The 16068-nt window shown below is 58.5% G+C and carries 15 protein-coding genes; 4 read left to right on the forward strand and 11 right to left on the reverse strand.

Annotated features, from left to right (window positions below):
* The first annotated feature begins 29 nt into the window (after positions 1–29).
* Positions 30–980, forward strand: coding sequence for an FAD:protein FMN transferase (locus ABLU78_RS00460; RefSeq protein ID WP_047040686.1), 951 nt, complete (start codon positions 30–32; stop codon positions 978–980).
* On the opposite strand, the gene dcuR is transcribed toward ABLU78_RS00460, so the two are convergent.
* Both dcuR and ABLU78_RS00470 read right to left on the reverse strand, forming a co-directional pair.
* Complete coding sequence (gene dcuR / locus ABLU78_RS00465; protein WP_047064648.1) at positions 961–1680, reverse strand: two-component system response regulator DcuR; 720 nt, start codon at positions 1678–1680, stop codon at positions 961–963. The two genes, ABLU78_RS00460 and dcuR, sit on opposite strands and share 20 nt — an antisense overlap.
* Positions 1677–3293, reverse strand: a complete 1617-nt coding sequence (locus ABLU78_RS00470; RefSeq protein ID WP_020078958.1) for a sensor histidine kinase — start codon at positions 3291–3293, stop codon at positions 1677–1679. Before ABLU78_RS00470 ends, dcuR begins: the two co-directional genes overlap by 4 nt.
* A gap of 305 nt (positions 3294–3598) precedes the next feature.
* On the opposite strand from ABLU78_RS00470, the gene ABLU78_RS00475 reads away from it, so the two are divergent.
* The 3 genes from ABLU78_RS00475 (at position 3599) to ABLU78_RS00485 (ending at position 7504) form a co-directional block, all read left to right on the forward strand.
* The gene (locus ABLU78_RS00475) at positions 3599–4519 is read left to right on the forward strand and encodes an N-acetylmuramic acid 6-phosphate etherase (protein WP_015366793.1); all 921 of its coding nucleotides are present in this window, start codon (positions 3599–3601) and stop codon (positions 4517–4519) included.
* Between the two features lie 244 nt (positions 4520–4763).
* Positions 4764–6419 (forward strand): malate dehydrogenase (quinone), encoded by a 1656-nt coding sequence (gene mqo, locus ABLU78_RS00480; RefSeq protein WP_042892408.1) that lies wholly within the window; start codon positions 4764–4766, stop codon positions 6417–6419.
* A gap of 158 nt (positions 6420–6577) precedes the next feature.
* The gene (locus ABLU78_RS00485) at positions 6578–7504 is read left to right on the forward strand and encodes a LysR substrate-binding domain-containing protein (RefSeq protein ID WP_015366791.1); all 927 of its coding nucleotides are present in this window, start codon (positions 6578–6580) and stop codon (positions 7502–7504) included.
* On the opposite strand, the gene mdcH is transcribed toward ABLU78_RS00485, so the two are convergent.
* The 9 genes from mdcH to ABLU78_RS00530 all read right to left on the reverse strand — a co-directional run bounded on the left by mdcH (position 7494) and on the right by ABLU78_RS00530 (position 15812).
* Complete coding sequence (gene mdcH / locus ABLU78_RS00490; protein WP_032707945.1) at positions 7494–8396, reverse strand: malonate decarboxylase subunit epsilon; 903 nt, start codon at positions 8394–8396, stop codon at positions 7494–7496. The two genes, ABLU78_RS00485 and mdcH, sit on opposite strands and share 11 nt — an antisense overlap.
* Complete coding sequence (locus ABLU78_RS00495) at positions 8396–9013, reverse strand: malonate decarboxylase holo-ACP synthase (RefSeq protein ID WP_058676176.1); 618 nt, start codon at positions 9011–9013, stop codon at positions 8396–8398. The genes mdcH and ABLU78_RS00495 overlap by 1 nt, the downstream gene beginning before the upstream one ends.
* A gap of 3 nt (positions 9014–9016) precedes the next feature.
* Positions 9017–9976: an AEC family transporter gene (locus ABLU78_RS00500; RefSeq protein ID WP_058676174.1), complete on the reverse strand. Its 960-nt coding sequence runs from the start codon at positions 9974–9976 to the stop codon at positions 9017–9019.
* A gap of 136 nt (positions 9977–10112) precedes the next feature.
* Entirely contained in the window at positions 10113–10913 is an 801-nt protein-coding gene (mdcE, locus tag ABLU78_RS00505) for a biotin-independent malonate decarboxylase subunit gamma (RefSeq protein WP_063421095.1), read from the reverse strand.
* Positions 10913–11746, reverse strand: a complete 834-nt coding sequence (locus tag ABLU78_RS00510) for a biotin-independent malonate decarboxylase subunit beta (RefSeq protein WP_012541866.1) — start codon at positions 11744–11746, stop codon at positions 10913–10915. Before ABLU78_RS00510 ends, mdcE begins: the two co-directional genes overlap by 1 nt.
* The gene (mdcC, locus tag ABLU78_RS00515; RefSeq protein WP_008805033.1) at positions 11739–12038 is read right to left on the reverse strand and encodes a malonate decarboxylase acyl carrier protein; all 300 of its coding nucleotides are present in this window, start codon (positions 12036–12038) and stop codon (positions 11739–11741) included. Before mdcC ends, ABLU78_RS00510 begins: the two co-directional genes overlap by 8 nt.
* 17 nt (positions 12039–12055) lie before the next feature.
* Positions 12056–12898 carry a triphosphoribosyl-dephospho-CoA synthase gene (locus ABLU78_RS00520; RefSeq protein ID WP_043875354.1) on the reverse strand — a complete coding sequence of 281 codons (843 nt, stop codon included), beginning with the start codon at positions 12896–12898 and terminating at the stop codon, positions 12056–12058.
* On the reverse strand, positions 12898–14553 hold the full coding sequence (gene mdcA / locus ABLU78_RS00525; protein ID WP_045388299.1) for a malonate decarboxylase subunit alpha: 1656 nt from the start codon (positions 14551–14553) through the stop codon (positions 12898–12900). The genes ABLU78_RS00520 and mdcA overlap by 1 nt, the downstream gene beginning before the upstream one ends.
* Positions 14554–14777: 224 nt before the next feature.
* A complete protein-coding gene (locus ABLU78_RS00530) occupies positions 14778–15812 on the reverse strand; it encodes an AI-2E family transporter (protein WP_015366785.1) in 1035 nt (344 codons plus the stop codon).
* Positions 15813–16068 lie beyond the last annotated feature (256 nt).

Consider the following 16068-nt stretch of genomic DNA (forward strand, 5'->3'; position numbering starts at 1 on the left):
CCCGGCTTATCCCTTCTAAGGAGAGCCCAATGTCCGATAACCGCGTCTATAGCTACTCCGCCGTGTTGATGGGATCGCCCATCCTGCTCAAACTCTATTCCCACGATGAGGCGCTGGCCTCCCGCGTATTTCAGTTAATTAAACGCTACGAAGATCTGCTCACCGTGAACCGGGCGCAGTCGCAGGTGATGGATATCAACCATGCCGCCGGGCGTCATCCCGTCACCGTTAGCCGTCCGGTGTACCAACTGATTAAGTGCGCTAAAGCCGCCAGTATGGTGCGCGACAGCGCCTTTAATCTGGCTATCGGTCCGCTGGTTAAACTGTGGCGCATTGGCTTTCAGGGGCATAGCGTGCCAGCGGCGGCGGATATAGCGGCCCGGCTGCCGTTAACCCGCCCGCAGGATGTCATTCTTGATGACGAAAAGCAGAGCGTGTGGCTGGCGCAGGCCGGAATGGAAATCGACCTTGGCGCAATCGCCAAAGGATATATTGCCGACCGGGTACACGATTACCTGGGCCAGCAGGGGATCGAACAGGCGCTGATTAATCTCGGCGGCAATGTACATACGTTAGGGGAATGGGCGATTGGGCTGAAAAAACCCTTTGCTGCGGCGCAGGAGCTTATCGGCTCGATTGCCGTTAGCGGGCAGTCGGTTGTCACTTCAGGCACCTATGAACGCTATTTCGAACAGGATGGCAAACGCTGGCACCATATCCTCGATCCGCGCAGCGGCTATCCGCTGGATAACGAACTCGATAGCGTAACGGTCATTTCCGCGGATTCACTGGACGGCGATATCTGGACCACGCTGCTGTATGGCCTTGGCGTGGAGAAGGGCTGCGCGGCGTTGCGCCAGCGGGACGACATTGAAGCGATTTTTGTCACCAAAAACCGCGACGTGATTCTGTCGTCACCGCAGCGCATCCGCTTTCAACTGCTCGACAGCGGCTACCAGATTACTGACTGTACTGCTTGAGCAGGCCGTACTGCTCGGCGACCAGCCGATAGCGATACACCGGTCGGCCGGTCGCGCCGTAATGGATGGTGGTATAGAGAATATTGATCTGCGCGAGCCAGATCAGATACTTGCGGCAGGAGACGCGCGAGATATTCACCGCCGCCGCCAGCTCATCGGTAGAGAATTCCACATCAGGGTGGCTATCAATCCACTGGCACAGCGTGCGTAAAGTTTGCGCCGTTAAGCCTTTCGGTAGCTTACGCGCGTCAGCCGCTTCCGGCGTGCCGCCGTGCAACAGACGATCGACATCCGCCTGCTCGTAATAGGGCTGGCCGGTCATCAGTTTGCGTTTTTCACGCCATGCGGTCAGCGCTTCTTCAAAGCGCGAGAACTGAAAGGGCTTAATCAGATAATCCACCACGCCATAGTGCATAGCGGTTTGGACGGTGGCGGCATCGGCGGCGGAAGTTATCATAATCACGTCGATGGCGCGGCCGCTGGCGCGAATGGTCGGCAGCAGATCGAGTCCGCTATCCTGCTGCATGTAAACGTCCAGCAGCACCAAATCGATCGCCATCTGCGGGTCGTTAATCATCTCCTGGGCTTTGCCGAGCGTCGACGCGGTGCCGCAGCAGCTGAAACCGGGGATGCGCGCCACATACAGGCGGTTCAGCTCGGCAACCATCGCATCGTCGTCAACAATTAATACATTTATCACGCTTTTTTCCTTTTACTATCCCAGGGCAGGTGAACAAAAAATTGGGTAAATACGCCAGGTTCGGACTCGACGGACAACGTGCCGCCGAGTTCGTGGAGCTGCTGGTTGGCGAGGAACAGGCCGACGCCGCGATTTTCGCCTTTAGTGGAGAAGCCCTTATTAAAGATGGCGTCAATATTGGCCGCCGGGATCCCCGGGCCATCGTCGCTCACTTCGCCGCTTAGCCAGCCATCCTGATAGTGCAATAGCAGGCTCACTTCGCCTTCCTCCTGGCCGCTCATCGCGTCCAGCGCATTTTCAATCAGATTGCCTAACACCGTCACCAGTACGGTGACCTGTTTTTCATTGGGGCAATCCGGCACCAGGCTCTCTTCGGCGAGGTTCAACGTGAAGCCTCGCTCTTTGGCGCGCTGGATTTTACCAATCAGGAAGCCGGCGACCACCGGCGATTTTATCCGGTGCTGAATTTCGCCGATATCGGCCTGATAGGCATGGGCGGTTTGCAGCACATATTCTTCCAGCTTGTCATAGCTTTTCATATTCAGCAGGCCGAGGATCACGTGCAGCTTGTTCATAAACTCGTGCGAAGTGGTGCGCAGGGCATCGACGTAGCTCATCATGCCGTCCAGCCGCTGCACCAGTTGACTCATCTCGGTCTTATCGCGGAAGGTGCTGATCGCGCCGACGATGGCGTTCTGGCTGCGCACCGGGACGGTATTGCTGATCAGCAACAGGCCATTACAGCCGAGCGCACGGTCATAGATGGGCTCGCCGCTGCGCAAAACTTCCTGCAGGTCCGCCAGCAGCGGGGTGCGATCGATGCTTTTATCCGGCCCGCTAAGTAACATGCCGCGGGCGGCCGGGTTAATCAGCGTGACCTGGCCGCTGCTATCCACCGCGATCACGCCTTCTTTCAGCGAGTGCAGCATCGCTTGTCGCTGCTGGAATTGGGTGGAGATATCCTGCGGCTCCAGCCCCAGCAAAATACGCTTCAAGCCGCGCACCAGGCTCCAGGTGCCGATTGCGCAGACCAGCGCGCTGAACAGAATGGTCAGCAGAACGTCCCAGCGGCTATTGGCGATCTGTTTGTCAACTTTACTCAGCGAAATACCTACCACTACCACGCCTATCTGCTGATGCTGTTCATTGAATACCGGGGTAAACACGCGCAGCGCCGGCGCCAGTACGCCGTGGTTAATCGCCACGTTTTCCCGGCCGGCGAGGGTCGGGCGGATATCCTCGCCGATAAAGGGTTTACCGATGATGGCGCTATCCGGATGCGAATAGCGAATGCCGCGCATGTCGGTCACAATCGCGTAAAGCAGGTCGTTACGCCGGGTAATGGCCTGCGCCAACGGCTGAATAATATTGCTCTGCGGCGGCTCGCCGAGACCGCGCTTCACCTGCGGCATATCGGCCATGGTGCGCGCCACCGCCAGCGCCGTCTCTTTTAAGCCGTCGCGAGTGGCGTTACTGATTTGCATAAACCATAGCGCGTAGACCAGCAGCAGCACTGCGCCGATAACGCTGCCAATCATCAGCGTGACGGCGGTACTTAATTTCAGGCTGCGGGCGCGCTTGCGGGCGGGCGGCTGTAGCTCGGCTTCCTTCATGACAACCCCGATCGATTCGTTGAACGATCATTATCGCCGATAGGGCGGTTTTCATAAAGCCGTGTAATAACAGTAAAACCGGCGTACTGGGTATCCGCTGCCTGACATGCGTAGCCCTCATGCTCGGATAACGCGCAATCGCGCTGCGATTAGGTGTCGGGTGAACAAACTGTGACCCCCGTGGCGGTAAAGCCGTGAATGAAGGCTTTACACTGGCTGCATCAATCAAATAGCCGTGATGAATGAATGGATATGTCACCGCTATTGATTTCGCCGCAGTGAGTTCGGTTTTAAATGGAGGTTTTATGAGCAGTAAGCCAACCGCATCAATGCTAGAACGACGCCACCCGCAAACGCGCCATATCGATACGCTCGCCACCCTCGATATGCTGACCCTGCTGCAGCAGGATAACAAACAGATAGCCGTCGCCATCGATGCCTGCCTGCCGCAGATTACCCGGCTGGTGGATAACGCCGCGGCGACCCTGAGCCGGGGAGGACGGCTGGTGATCGTTGGCGCCGGGGCATCCGGGCAGGCGGCGTTGCAAACGGTTAATGACTATTCCCCTGAAGCCAATCACTCACTGGTGGCGATGATCGCCGGTGGCGAAGGGAGCGCGCTGCAGGCCGCCGAGCGGGCGGCTAACGATTATGACGCGGGCTTACGGGATATGCAGCTATTGTCCCTGAGCGCTAATGATATGCTGCTGGCGCTCACCGTCAGCGGCAAAACGCCGTGGGTGTGGGGAGCCATGCGTCACGCCTGGTCGCTGGGGACGCCGATTGCGATCCTGACGCAGCAGCCTGATAGCGAAGCCGCGCAGCTGGCGGATATTATGATTGCGCCGCAGACCGGGCCGGAAGCGGTGGCGGGTTATGGCAATCCGAAAGCGCAAATGGCGCAGCGGCAGATCCTCACCCTGTTAACCACCGGCCTTGCGGTACGCAGCGGCAAAGTGTTCGGCAACCTGCGCGTTGATCTACAGGCAACCAGCCCGCGCTGGGAGGAGCGGCAAATCGCCATGGTGATGGCCGCCGCAGAGTGTACGCGCGCGCAAGCTAAAGCCGCGTTGGCCAGTTGCAATCAGCATTGTCGGACGGCGATTCTGATGCTGATGACGGGGCTCGATGCCTGGCAGGCGCGAGATCTGCTCAGCGAAAACAACAACCATTTGCGTGTCGCCCTGGCTGAAGCGCAAGAGAAAACGCTCAGTAACGTTAATTAATCTCCTCGCCGCGCCGGTTTGTTAAATAACTAAATAAACCGGCGCTATATTTCTTATCGCCCGAATCATCCTGATTTTCCGTCGCTATTTTTCACAATAACTGCCAGCGAAATAAATAAGCTGCTTTTTTAAGTTAAAAAACTGTTTGATTAAAATGTCGAAGTGTAAATGATATTTTAAAATAAAGTAAAAGTGCGTTAATATGACGGCTCTTATTACACTTTTGCTACGCGATATTTCTATTATGCCTGCAATTAAAAAAACGATTATATCTATGACCGCATTAGCGATGTTCGTCAGTACGGCGACCTACGCAAATGGCGATACCTCGAAAAAAACTGACTTTCTGCTGATCGGCGGCGGCATCATGAGCGCCTCGCTGGGCACCTGGCTGCAGGAGTTGCAGCCGGAGTGGAAACAGGTGATGGTGGAGAAACTCGACGGCGTCGCGCTGGAGTCCTCCAACGGCTGGAATAACGCCGGTACCGGTCACTCGGCGAATATGGAACTGAACTACACGCCGCAGCGTGCAGACGGTTCTATTGATGTCAGCAAAGCGCTGGATATCAACGAACAGTTTATGATTTCGCGCCAGTTCTGGTCGGCGCAGGTCAAACGCGGTATTTTGCACGACCCGCACTCGTTTATTAATTCCACGCCGCATATGAGTTTCGTGTGGGGCGATAATGTGGATTATCTGCAAAAGCGTTATAACGCGCTGCAGCAGACCACCTTATTCCAGGGAATGAAATTCTCCACCGATCACGCGCAAATTAAACAGTGGGCGCCGTTGGTGATGGAAGGACGCGATCCGCAGCAAAAAGTGGCCGCGACCTGGACGCCGGTCGGTACCGATGTGAACTACGGTGAAATTACCCGTCAGCTGATCGGTAGCCTGAAAAAGAGCAGCAACTTCTCGCTGCAGACCTCTTCTGAAGTCACCGATTTTAAACGCAATGCCGACAACTCCTGGCACGTGACGATTAAGAACGTGCAGAGCGGTGAAGAGCAGGCTATCGACGCCAAATATGTCTTCATCGGCGCCGGCGGTGGCGCGTTGAAGCTGCTGCAGAAAACCGGTATTCCGGAAGCGGACAACTATGCTGGCTTCCCGGTAGGCGGCTCATTCCTGATGACCGAGAACCCGGAGCTGACAAAACTGCACCAGCAGAAAGTTTATGGTCAGGCTTCAGTTGGCGCGCCGCCGATGTCGGTACCGCACCTGGATGCTCGCTACCTCGATGGTAAGCGCGTGGTGCTGTTCGGGCCATTCGCCACCTTCTCCACCAAGTTCCTGAAAAACGGCTCGTTCTTCGATCTGCTGAGTACCACCACCACCAGCAACGTACTGCCGATGACCCACGTTGGTCTCGACAACTTCGATCTGGTGAAGTACCTGGTTAGCCAGGTTATGCTCAGCGATGATGACCGCTTTGCGGCGCTGAAAGAGTACTACCCGAACGCGCGTAAAGAAGACTGGAAACTGATTCAGGCCGGTCAGCGCGTGCAGATCATCAAAAAAGACGCGGAAAAGGGCGGCGTGCTGAAGCTCGGTACCGAAGTGGTGGTCGATCAGCAGAAAACGATTTCTGCGCTGCTCGGCGCATCGCCAGGTGCTTCCACCGCCGCGCCGATCACCCTGAACGTTCTCAAGCAGATGTTCCCGCAGCAGTTTAACTCGCCGGAATGGCAGAGCCGCATTCGCGCTATCGTGCCGAGCTACGGCGAGAAGTTAAACGGCAACGTGGCGCTGACCCAGCAGGTTTGGGATGACACCGCCGCGGCGCTGCAACTGACCAAGCCTCCGGTCATTCAGATGCCAGAGACGGCGCCGACCGCGACCGCCAAACCGGCAGAGACGCCGCGCGAGGCCTCGCCGCAGCACGATATGGCGCTGTAACGACGCATCCAGGCAGTGAACAAAAGGGAAGACCATGGTCTTCCCTTTTTTGCGTTATTTACCGGCTGAGGCCGCGCGCTGCCTGCAACTTTGGCCTCATAAAAGATATACTGGTTTGAATTGAAATAAGAAAATTAAACCAGGGGTGTGGAAGGGTTATGAAAGACGATATCAACCAGGAGATCACCTTCCGCAAGCTATCGGTCTTTATGATGTTTATGGCGAAGGGCAATATCGCCAGAACCGCCGAAGCCATGAAGCTCAGCAGCGTTAGCGTTCACCGCGCGCTGCATACGCTCGAAGAGGGGGTCGGCTGCCCGCTGTTTGTTCACAAAGGGCGCAACCTGCTGCCGCTGCAGGCGGCGTGGACGCTGCTCGAATACTGCCAGGATGTGATGAGTCTGATGAGCCGCGGGCTTGAGGCGACGCGCAAAGTTGCCGGCGTCGGTCAGGGACGGTTGCGCATCGGTACCCTCTATTCGCTGACGCTGGAAACCGTTCCGCGCATCATCATGGGGATGAAGCTGCGTCGCCCGGAGCTTGAACTGGATCTGACGATGGGCTCCAATCAGATGCTGCTGGATATGCTGGAAGACGATGCCCTTGACGCTATCTTAATCGCCACCAATGAAGGCGAGTACAATAATTCGGCTTTCGACGTGGTGCCGCTATTTGAAGATGATATCTTCCTCGCCGCGCCGGCGACGGAACAGCTGGATACCACTCAGCTCGCCGACCTGCGCGATTACGCCGATCGTAAATTTGTCTCGCTGGCGGAAGGGTTTGCGACGTATGCCGGATTTCAGGAGGCCTTTCATGTAGCCGGTTTTGAGCCGGAAATCGTGACCAGGGTGAATGATATCTTTTCGATGATAAGCCTGGTGCAGGCGGGCGTCGGGTTTGCGCTGCTGCCGGGGCGCATGAAGAAGGTTTACGAAAACGATGTGCAGCTGTTAAAGCTGGCGGAACCCTATCAGATGCGCCAGCTGATCTCTATCGTCTATTCACATCATCGCGAGCGCGATGCCGACCTGCTGGCGCTGGCGGCGGAAGGGCGCATGTACGCCCGCAGTATTAATCGCTAAGCCGCTGCGCCAGATGGCGGGCGACGTCTACGCCGCTGCGCTCCAGCGAAATTGTCTCGCCGCGCCAGCCCGCCTGCCGGGTCAGGCAGGTGAGCACGCCGCCGGGCGGCATCTCGATTGCCAGCCTTGCGTCGCGTTCATCAGCGGCGATCATCGCCTCCTGCCAATGCACGGTGCGCGCCATATTCATCGCCAGATCATCGGCGATCCGCTGCGGATCCCACAGCACGCGCGCCGTCGAGCCGCTTAAATAGGCGCGCTGAGGGCGCGTTAAGGTGACGTCGGCAAAGGCTTTTGCCAGGGCTGCGGCAGGTTTATCTAACAGCGCGCAGTGCGACGGCACGCTGACCGCCAGCCGTTGGGCTTTACTGGCGCCAGCCTGCAGCGCCAACTGCGCCACCTCGGCCATGGCTTCATCGCGCCCGGCGATCACGATTTGCGTTTCGGCGTTCAGGTTGGCGAGATAAACCTCGTGGCCCTGCATCAGCGCCTCAACCCGCGGGCGGGTCAGCCCCATAATCGCCGTCAGCCCGTAACCTTCGGGATAAGCCCGCTCCATTAAATCGCCGCGTAGCGCCACCAGGCGCAGCGCGCTGGCGAAATCGAGCGCGCCGGCAATCACCGCTGCCGGAAACGCGCCGATAGAGAGCCCGCTGACCATCTGCGGATCCACGCCCTGGCGCTGTAGTTCGCGCGCCCAGGCTACCCCGGCGATCAGCAGACAGAGTTGTACTGCACGGGTATGCTTTAGCGCGTCGGCGCTATCGAGAGTATCGACTTCATCCCCCAGCACGGCACGCGCCTGGGTGAGGATAGCCTCGCGATCGGGGATTGCCGCCAGCATTGCGGGGCGCTGGCCGCCCTGACCGGGAAAAGTAAATATAATCTTCATCAGTCCTCCCTGTGCCACGGCGTCGCGGTTAAGCGAGCGCCGCGGGATGTTTTCAGCAGCGCGCGGCCATCGCGCAGCCACTCATTAAGGGCGAAGGCGCCGTACGGTGTTTCTATCTGGGTATCGGCGCGGCACGGTAGTAGGGCCACCCGGGCCTGCCATTCCAGCAATGCCTCGCGGTCCAGCGGCTGCGGCGCGCGGATCAACAAATCCAGATCGCTTGCCGCATGCAGCACCGGGATTTCGGTTGCCAGCGCGTAGCCGGTACTGCCGGTGACGCCCCAGCCCCAGGGCCAGCGCTGTAAGGTGAGGGCGATAGCCGCCTGGACCGGCGGCTGCGAAACAAAAGGCGAATGGAGCAAGACCTCACGGTCAACAAGCATCTCCGGGGTGACGTTGCGCACGATATTGTGCGGCTGAACCCAGCCGGCGGCGCGCTGTTCGCGCTTCATGCCCCGCACCCCAACCGGGATGCGGGCCTGGCCGTCAACGTCGCGCCTCACCACCACCGGCAGCGCGGCTCGCCACTGTTGAGCCACCCATGGCTCGGCAATGTCTTCCAGGGCGCTGGCGTGGTTTAACCAAACTAAATCGTGGGGACGCGGCGTTGATGACATGGTTTACAGTCCTGAAGTCAAAGAGATAAACAGCGGTAGCGACAGGATACACAGAACCGAGCTTAACAGCAGCACGGCTTCAGCATCCGGAGACTGCACGCCGAAGCGGTTGCCGAAGACCACGCCGAAGAAGCCGGCGGCCAGCGCAATCATCAGGATCGCGGTAATGGCGATAGAACCGTGCAGACCAAGTAACATCACCAGACCCCAGGCAATAAACGGCTGCACCAGCAGTTTTACGATGGTTGATGTAGCGATCAGCGCATTGAGCTGCAGTTTACGTGCCGACAGGATCACCCCGGTGAGGAACAGCGCGGCGGCGGTGGCGGCCAGGCCCAGCGGTTTGATTGACGCCAGCAGCAGGTCCGGCATTTTAATGCCGATCGCGGAAAGCACCACCCCAAGCAGCGGGCCCCAGACGATCGGTTTTTTCACTGAACGCCACATCAGCACCGGCAGCATCGCCAGCGTAGAACCGCTGTTTTCACCCGCGGCGCGGGCTTTTTCACGCTCCAGAATCAGCAGGCAGAACGGGGTCATCAGTACCGAGCCGCAGGCGATAGAGACCGCCACCGACAGCGAGGTTGACGCGCCTTCACCCAGCACGCTGCCGAGGATCGGCAGACCTAACGCGGCATAGTTTGGCAGGGCGACGGTGAGGGTCAGCACCGCGGCATCCTGCGGCGTGCGTTTGAACACGCTGGTGGCGAGGAAGTAGATCGCGGCATAGGTGATCCACATTGCGCCGGTCAACACCAGCACCAGCGGCGACTGGGCGACGATACCGGCCCACGGCGTTTGTATCGTCGCGCTAAACAGCGTGGCGGGTAAGGCAAAATCCATTACAAAAATATTAAGCAGCGAGACGTTTTTGTTATCTACCATCCCGGCCTTACCGGCCCAAAAGCCCAGCAGCATAATGACGAAAATCGGGGCAAGAGCATGAATAATCACATAAGTCATAAATCACCTGTAAATAAAATAGAGTACTGGCGCGATTGTTATTTTTTCTAAAAGCCGTCCCTTCCCGGAGCGTTTATTCCGCGCTCCGGGAGACTGCTTCCGGCAGGTTTTCTTCTACTACTTACGTACGAACGTCTTACCAGCTGGCGCGCATGCGATCGCGAACCAGTTGCGAGCTGCGGCGGTTTTCCGCGCCCAGACGGCACTTCAGTGAGGTATCGGTGCGCGCGTCAGCGATGGCGTCGCGCAGGGTACGGCTGACCAGTGACAGATCGCCTTCGTCTGGCGCATCCGGATGGTTGATATCAAGCAGGGCGGAGAGCAGGCCGAGCGTAGCGTAGTTGCTGACGTCGTAGGCCATCGGCGGGATCGTCGCCGCCAGTTTCTCCAGCGCCTCTACGGTACGCAGCGTAATGCGCGCTGCCGATTCTTTACCCATCGCGTGAACCAGCACGCCGCTATCGTTAAAAGCGATCAGGCGGTTGGCCTGATAGCCGTGGGCCAGAAACGCCCCGGACATCGCTTTTCCGACAATCAGGCCAATCACCGGATGGCCGGCAAGACGGGCTTTGGCGTAGGCGCCTGCCGCCCCGGCCAGGGCCTGGTGGATGCCAAAGGCTTCTTCGCGGCGGCCATAGGCCTGGCTCGGGACATCAATTACCGCGACGATCGGCCGTTTCACAGGCTGGTCGGCGTCAGCGGCGATGGTTTCATTGACCACTTTCGCCAGCGTCCAGCCTTCCAGCAAGCCGACTTCGCCGCCGGCGGCGCGCGGGTAGTGGTTGTTGGCGTCAGACACCACGGCGATAAAGCGGACGCTTTCGCCATCAATCTGGCCATCTGCGACCTGCACCGAAGGGCACAGACCACTCATCAGCGGCGCGTCGGGCGCCAGTTTATTCAGCCACAGCGCGGCGCGGTTTGGGAACTGACTCATTATTTATCCTCCCGGGCAAAAAGCTGTTTAATCTGCGCGGTATCCGCCTGCTGGCGAGTATCGAACTGGCTCAAGCGACGCAGATAATCGTCATAGTTGTCGCTGCGGTGCTGTGCCGGTACGCCTTTGGCGATCGCCTCATTCATTGCGGTTTTAACGGCGTTAACGCCATCGTTAACCAGCGCGTCGACCAGCCCGCTGGCGGCGCGAATTTCGCCGCCGGTCATGCTCCAGATAAACGGACGGTTGCGGGAGTCGTACTCTTCAATGCCGGCTTCCTGCTCGATAACCTGCGGGCCGTTGAGGCCGAGACGGGCTTCACGGGTGACGATAAGGTAGCTGCACAGCGCCGCGGCGATGGACATACCGCCGAAGCAGCCGACGGTACCGGTAATAATGCCGACCACCGGGGTGTAGCGGCGCAGGTCGACAATCGCGGCATGAATATCGGCGATGGCGGCCAGACCGAGGTTGGCCTCCTGCAGACGTACGCCGCCGGTTTCGAGGCATAGTACCGCCTGGGTCGGGATACCGTTGCGGTTATCTTCCGCCGCCAGCTCCAGCGCGGCGGCCATTTTGGCGCCGGAGACTTCGCCCATACTGCCGCCCTGGAAGGTGCCTTCGATGGCAATCACCACTGCAGGTTGGCCGTTGATCGTGCCTTTGGCGACCACCATACCGTCGTCGGACTGTGGGACGATGCCCTGCGCGCCGAGCCACGGCGACATAATGCCTTCAAACGGATCCAGCAGTTCGCGGTAGCTGCCGTCGTCCAGCAGGGCGTGGGCGCGTTCGCGAGCGCGCAGTTCGATAAAGCTGCGATCGTTACGCATGAGCGGCCTCCTCAAATACTTGTTCAATACGAATACGAGCGACGCCCGGCGTGGCGCCGAAGTCGTGGATAATCAACTGCCCGGCGGGCAGACCGTTGATCAGGTTCAGCCTGTCGAACAGCGCCTGCCAGCGCGCCTGGCTGTTATCCACTGAGGTGGTGATCTGTACGTTGAGCGTGGCGCCCTGTGCGGCGGTATAAAGCACTTCCATATCGCCTGAACCTACGACTCCTGCCAATGCTTTGCCGCTGAGGGCGCGGTTGGCAGGAAATGACAATGTAATCTGTTCCATAACATCCTCTGAATGCGTTAGCCGGAAACCCGGTCGAGAAACAGGGTGGCGGCAAGGAGATCGGCCGCGCCACCCGGCGAGGCGTTTTGCGCCAGCATCTGCGCATCAAGGCGCGCCAGCGCGGCGCGACCGGCGACGCTGGCGCAACCGCCCGCCGCCAGAACCTCGCGGGCGCCTTGCTGCATGGCATGCAGGCCGTTCATGCCGGCGCGCGACAGCACGCAGGTATCGCTCAGCGAGGTCATGATGGCCATCAGCGCATCAAGGCGCGCCTGCTGCTCGCTGGCGCCTCGCGCCCGGCTCTGCCGCAGTTGCGGCAGCGCCAGGGCGGTAACATGCGGAAATCCGCGCTGCGCTTCCTCGCGTGCGCCCGGCACCTGCCAACGGCGGCTGGCGCGCAGCCCCTTACTAAAGCTTTTCGGCGCGAAACCGTCAGGCAGGCGGGCAAGGGCGGCGGCGGTCCCGGCGATCGCCTGTGATTGACCCTCTCCACCCAACATCGCCACCGCGCTGACCAGCAGGCCCAGCGCCCAAATGGCGCCGCGGTGGGTGTTAACCCCACCCGTCGCCATCATCATCTGCGCTTCACCTTCGCGACCGAGGCGGCCGACGGTTTCGCGCAGGGCGATATCAGCCGGACGCTGCCAGCTTTGCTGCGCCAGTGCGTGAAAGGTTGGCTGCAGGCTGCGGGCGGAGCGTTCCATCAGGTCCAGATTGAGATCCTGATGCGCGCCGTTGCCGCGACTATCGACCAGACCCGGTTTCGGACTCAGGCGGGCTTCGTCAATCAGACAGGCGCTGGCGGTATGCGCCAGCCAGCTGACGCGGCTTTCTGCGTGTAGGGGGGAGAGATTTTTCATTACCAGCTCCGGAATTTTGCCGGTGGGTTGTACAGTCCGTCGGACCACTCCACCAGCTCGGCGACGCTGCCGGCGGCCAGTAGCGAGCGGGTGGCATCGCTACGGCGAATGCCGATATCTTCCGGGTACACCACTTTGCCGCTCTGGCGCAGCGCGGCGACGCGTTTGGCGTCCACCCCGAGGCCAATATCGGTGATCCCGGCCACCGCGGCGACCATCGCCCGGCGCTCTTCAAGGCTCTCCGCGCGGTACAGGTAGGCGATACCCTCTTCGGTCAGCACGTGGGTCACGTCATCGCCATAAATCATCACCGGCGCCAGCGGCATGCCGGAGGTTTTGGCGACCTCGACCGCGTCGAGCGTTTCAACAAAGGTCGGTTTTACGCCGGCCTGGAAGGTTTCGACCATCTGCACCACCAGTTTTTTACCGCGCTGCATCGGGTCTGGTTCGGTGATCATATTGAGCCAGGCCGGGGTGGCGTGGCGGCGACCGTGGGGGTCATGGCCCATGTTCGGCGCGCCGCCGAAACCGGAAAGACGACCGCGGGTGACGGTTGAGGAGTTAGCCAGACCATCAACCTGCAGGGTCGAACCGATAAACATATCTACCGCGTATTGACCTGCCAGCTGGCAGAAGGCACGGTTGGAACGCATTGAGCCATCCGGGCCGGTAAAGAAGATATCCGGGCGGGCGCGGATATACTCTTCCATCCCCAGTTCGCCGCCGAAGCAGTGCACGCTCTCCACCCAGCCGCTTTCGATGGCCGGGATTAAGGTCGGATGCGGGTTCAGCGTCCAGTGTTTACAGATTTTGCCTTTCAGGCCGAGCTGTTCGCCGTAGGTGGGCAGCAGCAGCTCGATGGCGGCGGTATTAAAACCGATACCGTGGTTAAGCGACTGCACCTGATGCTCCGCGTAGATGCCTTTGATCGCCATCATCGCCATCAGAATGTGTTCTTGCTTAATCAGACGCGGGTCGCGGGTGAAGAGCGGTTCAATGAAGAACGGTTTGTCGGCGACCACCACGTAATCAATCCACGAGCCGGGAATATCGACGCGCGGCAGGTCGCATTCGTCGTCTACCAGTTCGTTGACCTGGGCTATCACAATGCCGTCGTGGAAGGCGGCGGCTTCGACCAGCGCCGGGGTATCTTCGGTACTTGGCCCGGTGTACAGGTTGCCTTTACGGTCCGCTTTATAGCCAGCGATCAGCGCGACGTTTGGCGACAGATCGACGTACAGGCGGGAGTAGAGTTCAATATAGGTATGGATGGCGCCGATTTCGAGCAGGCCATCTTCCAGCAGCTGCGAGATGCGCAAGCTTTGCGTGCCGGAGAAAGAGAAATCCAGTTTACGGGCAATGCCTTTTTCAAACAGGTCCAGATGCTCGCTGCGCCCGACGCTTGGCATAATCATATGCAGGTCGTGGATTTTCTGCGGATTAACCTCGGCGAGCATGCGGGAGAGGAAATCAGCCTGCTTCTGGTTGTTACCTTCCAGTACTACCCGGTCGCCAGGGGCGAGCAGATTTTCCAGTACGCTGACCAGTTGGTCAGTGGGGATGACTTTGCCGGCAATCTTCGTTTCGGCCAGCCGCCGCTGTTTTTCCGTCCGGCGACGGTTCCAGACCCGTCCCGTCGTTTGTTCAGCATTCATTGTTAACCTCCTGATTCGACAAATCGTTTCGTTTGTCCTGGTGGAAGTTAGTGTGCGATGCGCGGCGCTGTGCATCAATTAAGCACGCCGGCTAATCGTTAGCTTTAGAGTAATGATTGGATGTGCCCATTTGCGATGGGGATCAATAATAAAAAAGGAGTAACGGTCTAAGCGGAAAAGATGAAAGGAGGGAAGGCTGGCGGATAGGCCAGCCAGATTGCCGATTATTCTTTACTTAAGTCACTGAGTAAGAAGGCAATACTCTGCCCGCCGTTGGTTTGCTCAAGGGCGATTTTCACAATGATGGTCAACGGCACCGACAGCAGCATGCCGACCGGGCCCAGCAGCCAGCCCCAGAATATTAACGACAGGAACACCACCAGCGTGGAGAGCCCCAGCCCACGGCCCATGATACGTGGCTCGAGAATATTGCCGAACACCAGGTTGATAATCAGGTAACCGGCAGTGACGATCAGCGCCTCATACAGGCCGCCAAATACCATCACCTGCAGAATCGGCGGGATGGCCGCCAGTACCGAACCGATATTGGGAATATAGTTCAGCGCAAAGGCCAGTAGCCCCCACATAAAGGCGAAGCGGACGTCCAGCAGCGCCAGCATACCCCAGACCACCAGCCCGGTGACCAGGCTAATCGCGGTTTTCAGTACCAGGTAATGTGAGACGCTATCTATCGCCCGCTGAATGGCGCCCATTCCCTCAACCGGCCGCGACATTAGCTGCTGGAGCTTGGCGGGCAACTGCGGCACTTCCAACAGCATAAATACCACGGTGAGAAGCAACAGAAAAATGGACGACATCGCATTCGACAACTGGGTCAACAAGCTGGTAACCAGGGTCATCACCGCGTTGGGATCGATATACTTATTCAGCTCAATGGCGGAGACGGTAAAACCAAAGCGCTGTAGCCATGGGGTGACCGTCTTTAGCGGTTCGGCCAGCGACGTGCGGTATTGCGGCAGGGTGCGCGCCAATTCGTTAAGCGAGGTGCCAAGCGACGCCAGCAGTACCACCGCCAGCAGCACGATAGCGCCCACCAGTAGCGAAATCGCCAGCACTCGCGGCACCCGACAGCGTACCATCAGTTGGACCAGCGGATTGATCACCACCGCAAGGAATAGCGCTAAGATAAATGGGACGATAATGTCGGCGGCAAAACGGATGCCGGTAAGGATGATAACCAACATGCCCAGCATGATGACGATCTTGAGTCCATTTAGGGTGATGATGGGTTTGGCCATTGGGTTCCTTACGGTGAAGATGAAAACGTCCTTGATCATAGCGACTTTGCTATACACGTTTATGATGGAGATCAGTTTGAGAAAATACTAATTGAAATCGCGCATTAGACGTAAAGAATTGCAAATTCTTTGAGTTAATATTAACACTATGGTACAAATTTACTTGTGTTTAACTACCGAGGACAATTTTTTTCCGCAATGACGAGAAGCAACACCGCGGATAATTGTAATTTTATGAACAATCAGTTCAGCCTTT

The organism is Klebsiella sp. JN_Kp122 (genome assembly GCF_040062085.1).
Lineage (GTDB): Bacteria > Pseudomonadota > Gammaproteobacteria > Enterobacterales > Enterobacteriaceae > Klebsiella > Klebsiella aerogenes.

What these genes read in the sequence shown, in the direction of transcription:
- ABLU78_RS00460 (WP_047040686.1), top strand. Translation starts at nt 30, where the DNA reads ATGTCCGATAACCGCGTCTATAGCTACTCCGCCGTGTTGATGGGATCG.
- ABLU78_RS00470 (WP_020078958.1), bottom strand. Translation starts at nt 3,293, where the DNA reads ATGAAGGAAGCCGAGCTACAGCCGCCCGCCCGCAAGCGCGCCCGCAGC.
- ABLU78_RS00475 (WP_015366793.1), top strand. Translation starts at nt 3,599, where the DNA reads ATGAGCAGTAAGCCAACCGCATCAATGCTAGAACGACGCCACCCGCAA.
- mqo (WP_042892408.1), top strand. Translation starts at nt 4,764, where the DNA reads ATGCCTGCAATTAAAAAAACGATTATATCTATGACCGCATTAGCGATG.
- ABLU78_RS00485 (WP_015366791.1), top strand. Translation starts at nt 6,578, where the DNA reads ATGAAAGACGATATCAACCAGGAGATCACCTTCCGCAAGCTATCGGTC.
- mdcH (WP_032707945.1), bottom strand. Translation starts at nt 8,396, where the DNA reads ATGAAGATTATATTTACTTTTCCCGGTCAGGGCGGCCAGCGCCCCGCA.
- ABLU78_RS00495 (WP_058676176.1), bottom strand. Translation starts at nt 9,013, where the DNA reads ATGTCATCAACGCCGCGTCCCCACGATTTAGTTTGGTTAAACCACGCC.
- ABLU78_RS00500 (WP_058676174.1), bottom strand. Translation starts at nt 9,976, where the DNA reads ATGACTTATGTGATTATTCATGCTCTTGCCCCGATTTTCGTCATTATG.
- mdcE (WP_063421095.1), bottom strand. Translation starts at nt 10,913, where the DNA reads ATGAGTCAGTTCCCAAACCGCGCCGCGCTGTGGCTGAATAAACTGGCG.
- ABLU78_RS00510 (WP_012541866.1), bottom strand. Translation starts at nt 11,746, where the DNA reads ATGCGTAACGATCGCAGCTTTATCGAACTGCGCGCTCGCGAACGCGCC.
- mdcC (WP_008805033.1), bottom strand. Translation starts at nt 12,038, where the DNA reads ATGGAACAGATTACATTGTCATTTCCTGCCAACCGCGCCCTCAGCGGC.
- ABLU78_RS00520 (WP_043875354.1), bottom strand. Translation starts at nt 12,898, where the DNA reads ATGAAAAATCTCTCCCCCCTACACGCAGAAAGCCGCGTCAGCTGGCTG.
- mdcA (WP_045388299.1), bottom strand. Translation starts at nt 14,553, where the DNA reads ATGAATGCTGAACAAACGACGGGACGGGTCTGGAACCGTCGCCGGACG.
- ABLU78_RS00530 (WP_015366785.1), bottom strand. Translation starts at nt 15,812, where the DNA reads ATGGCCAAACCCATCATCACCCTAAATGGACTCAAGATCGTCATCATG.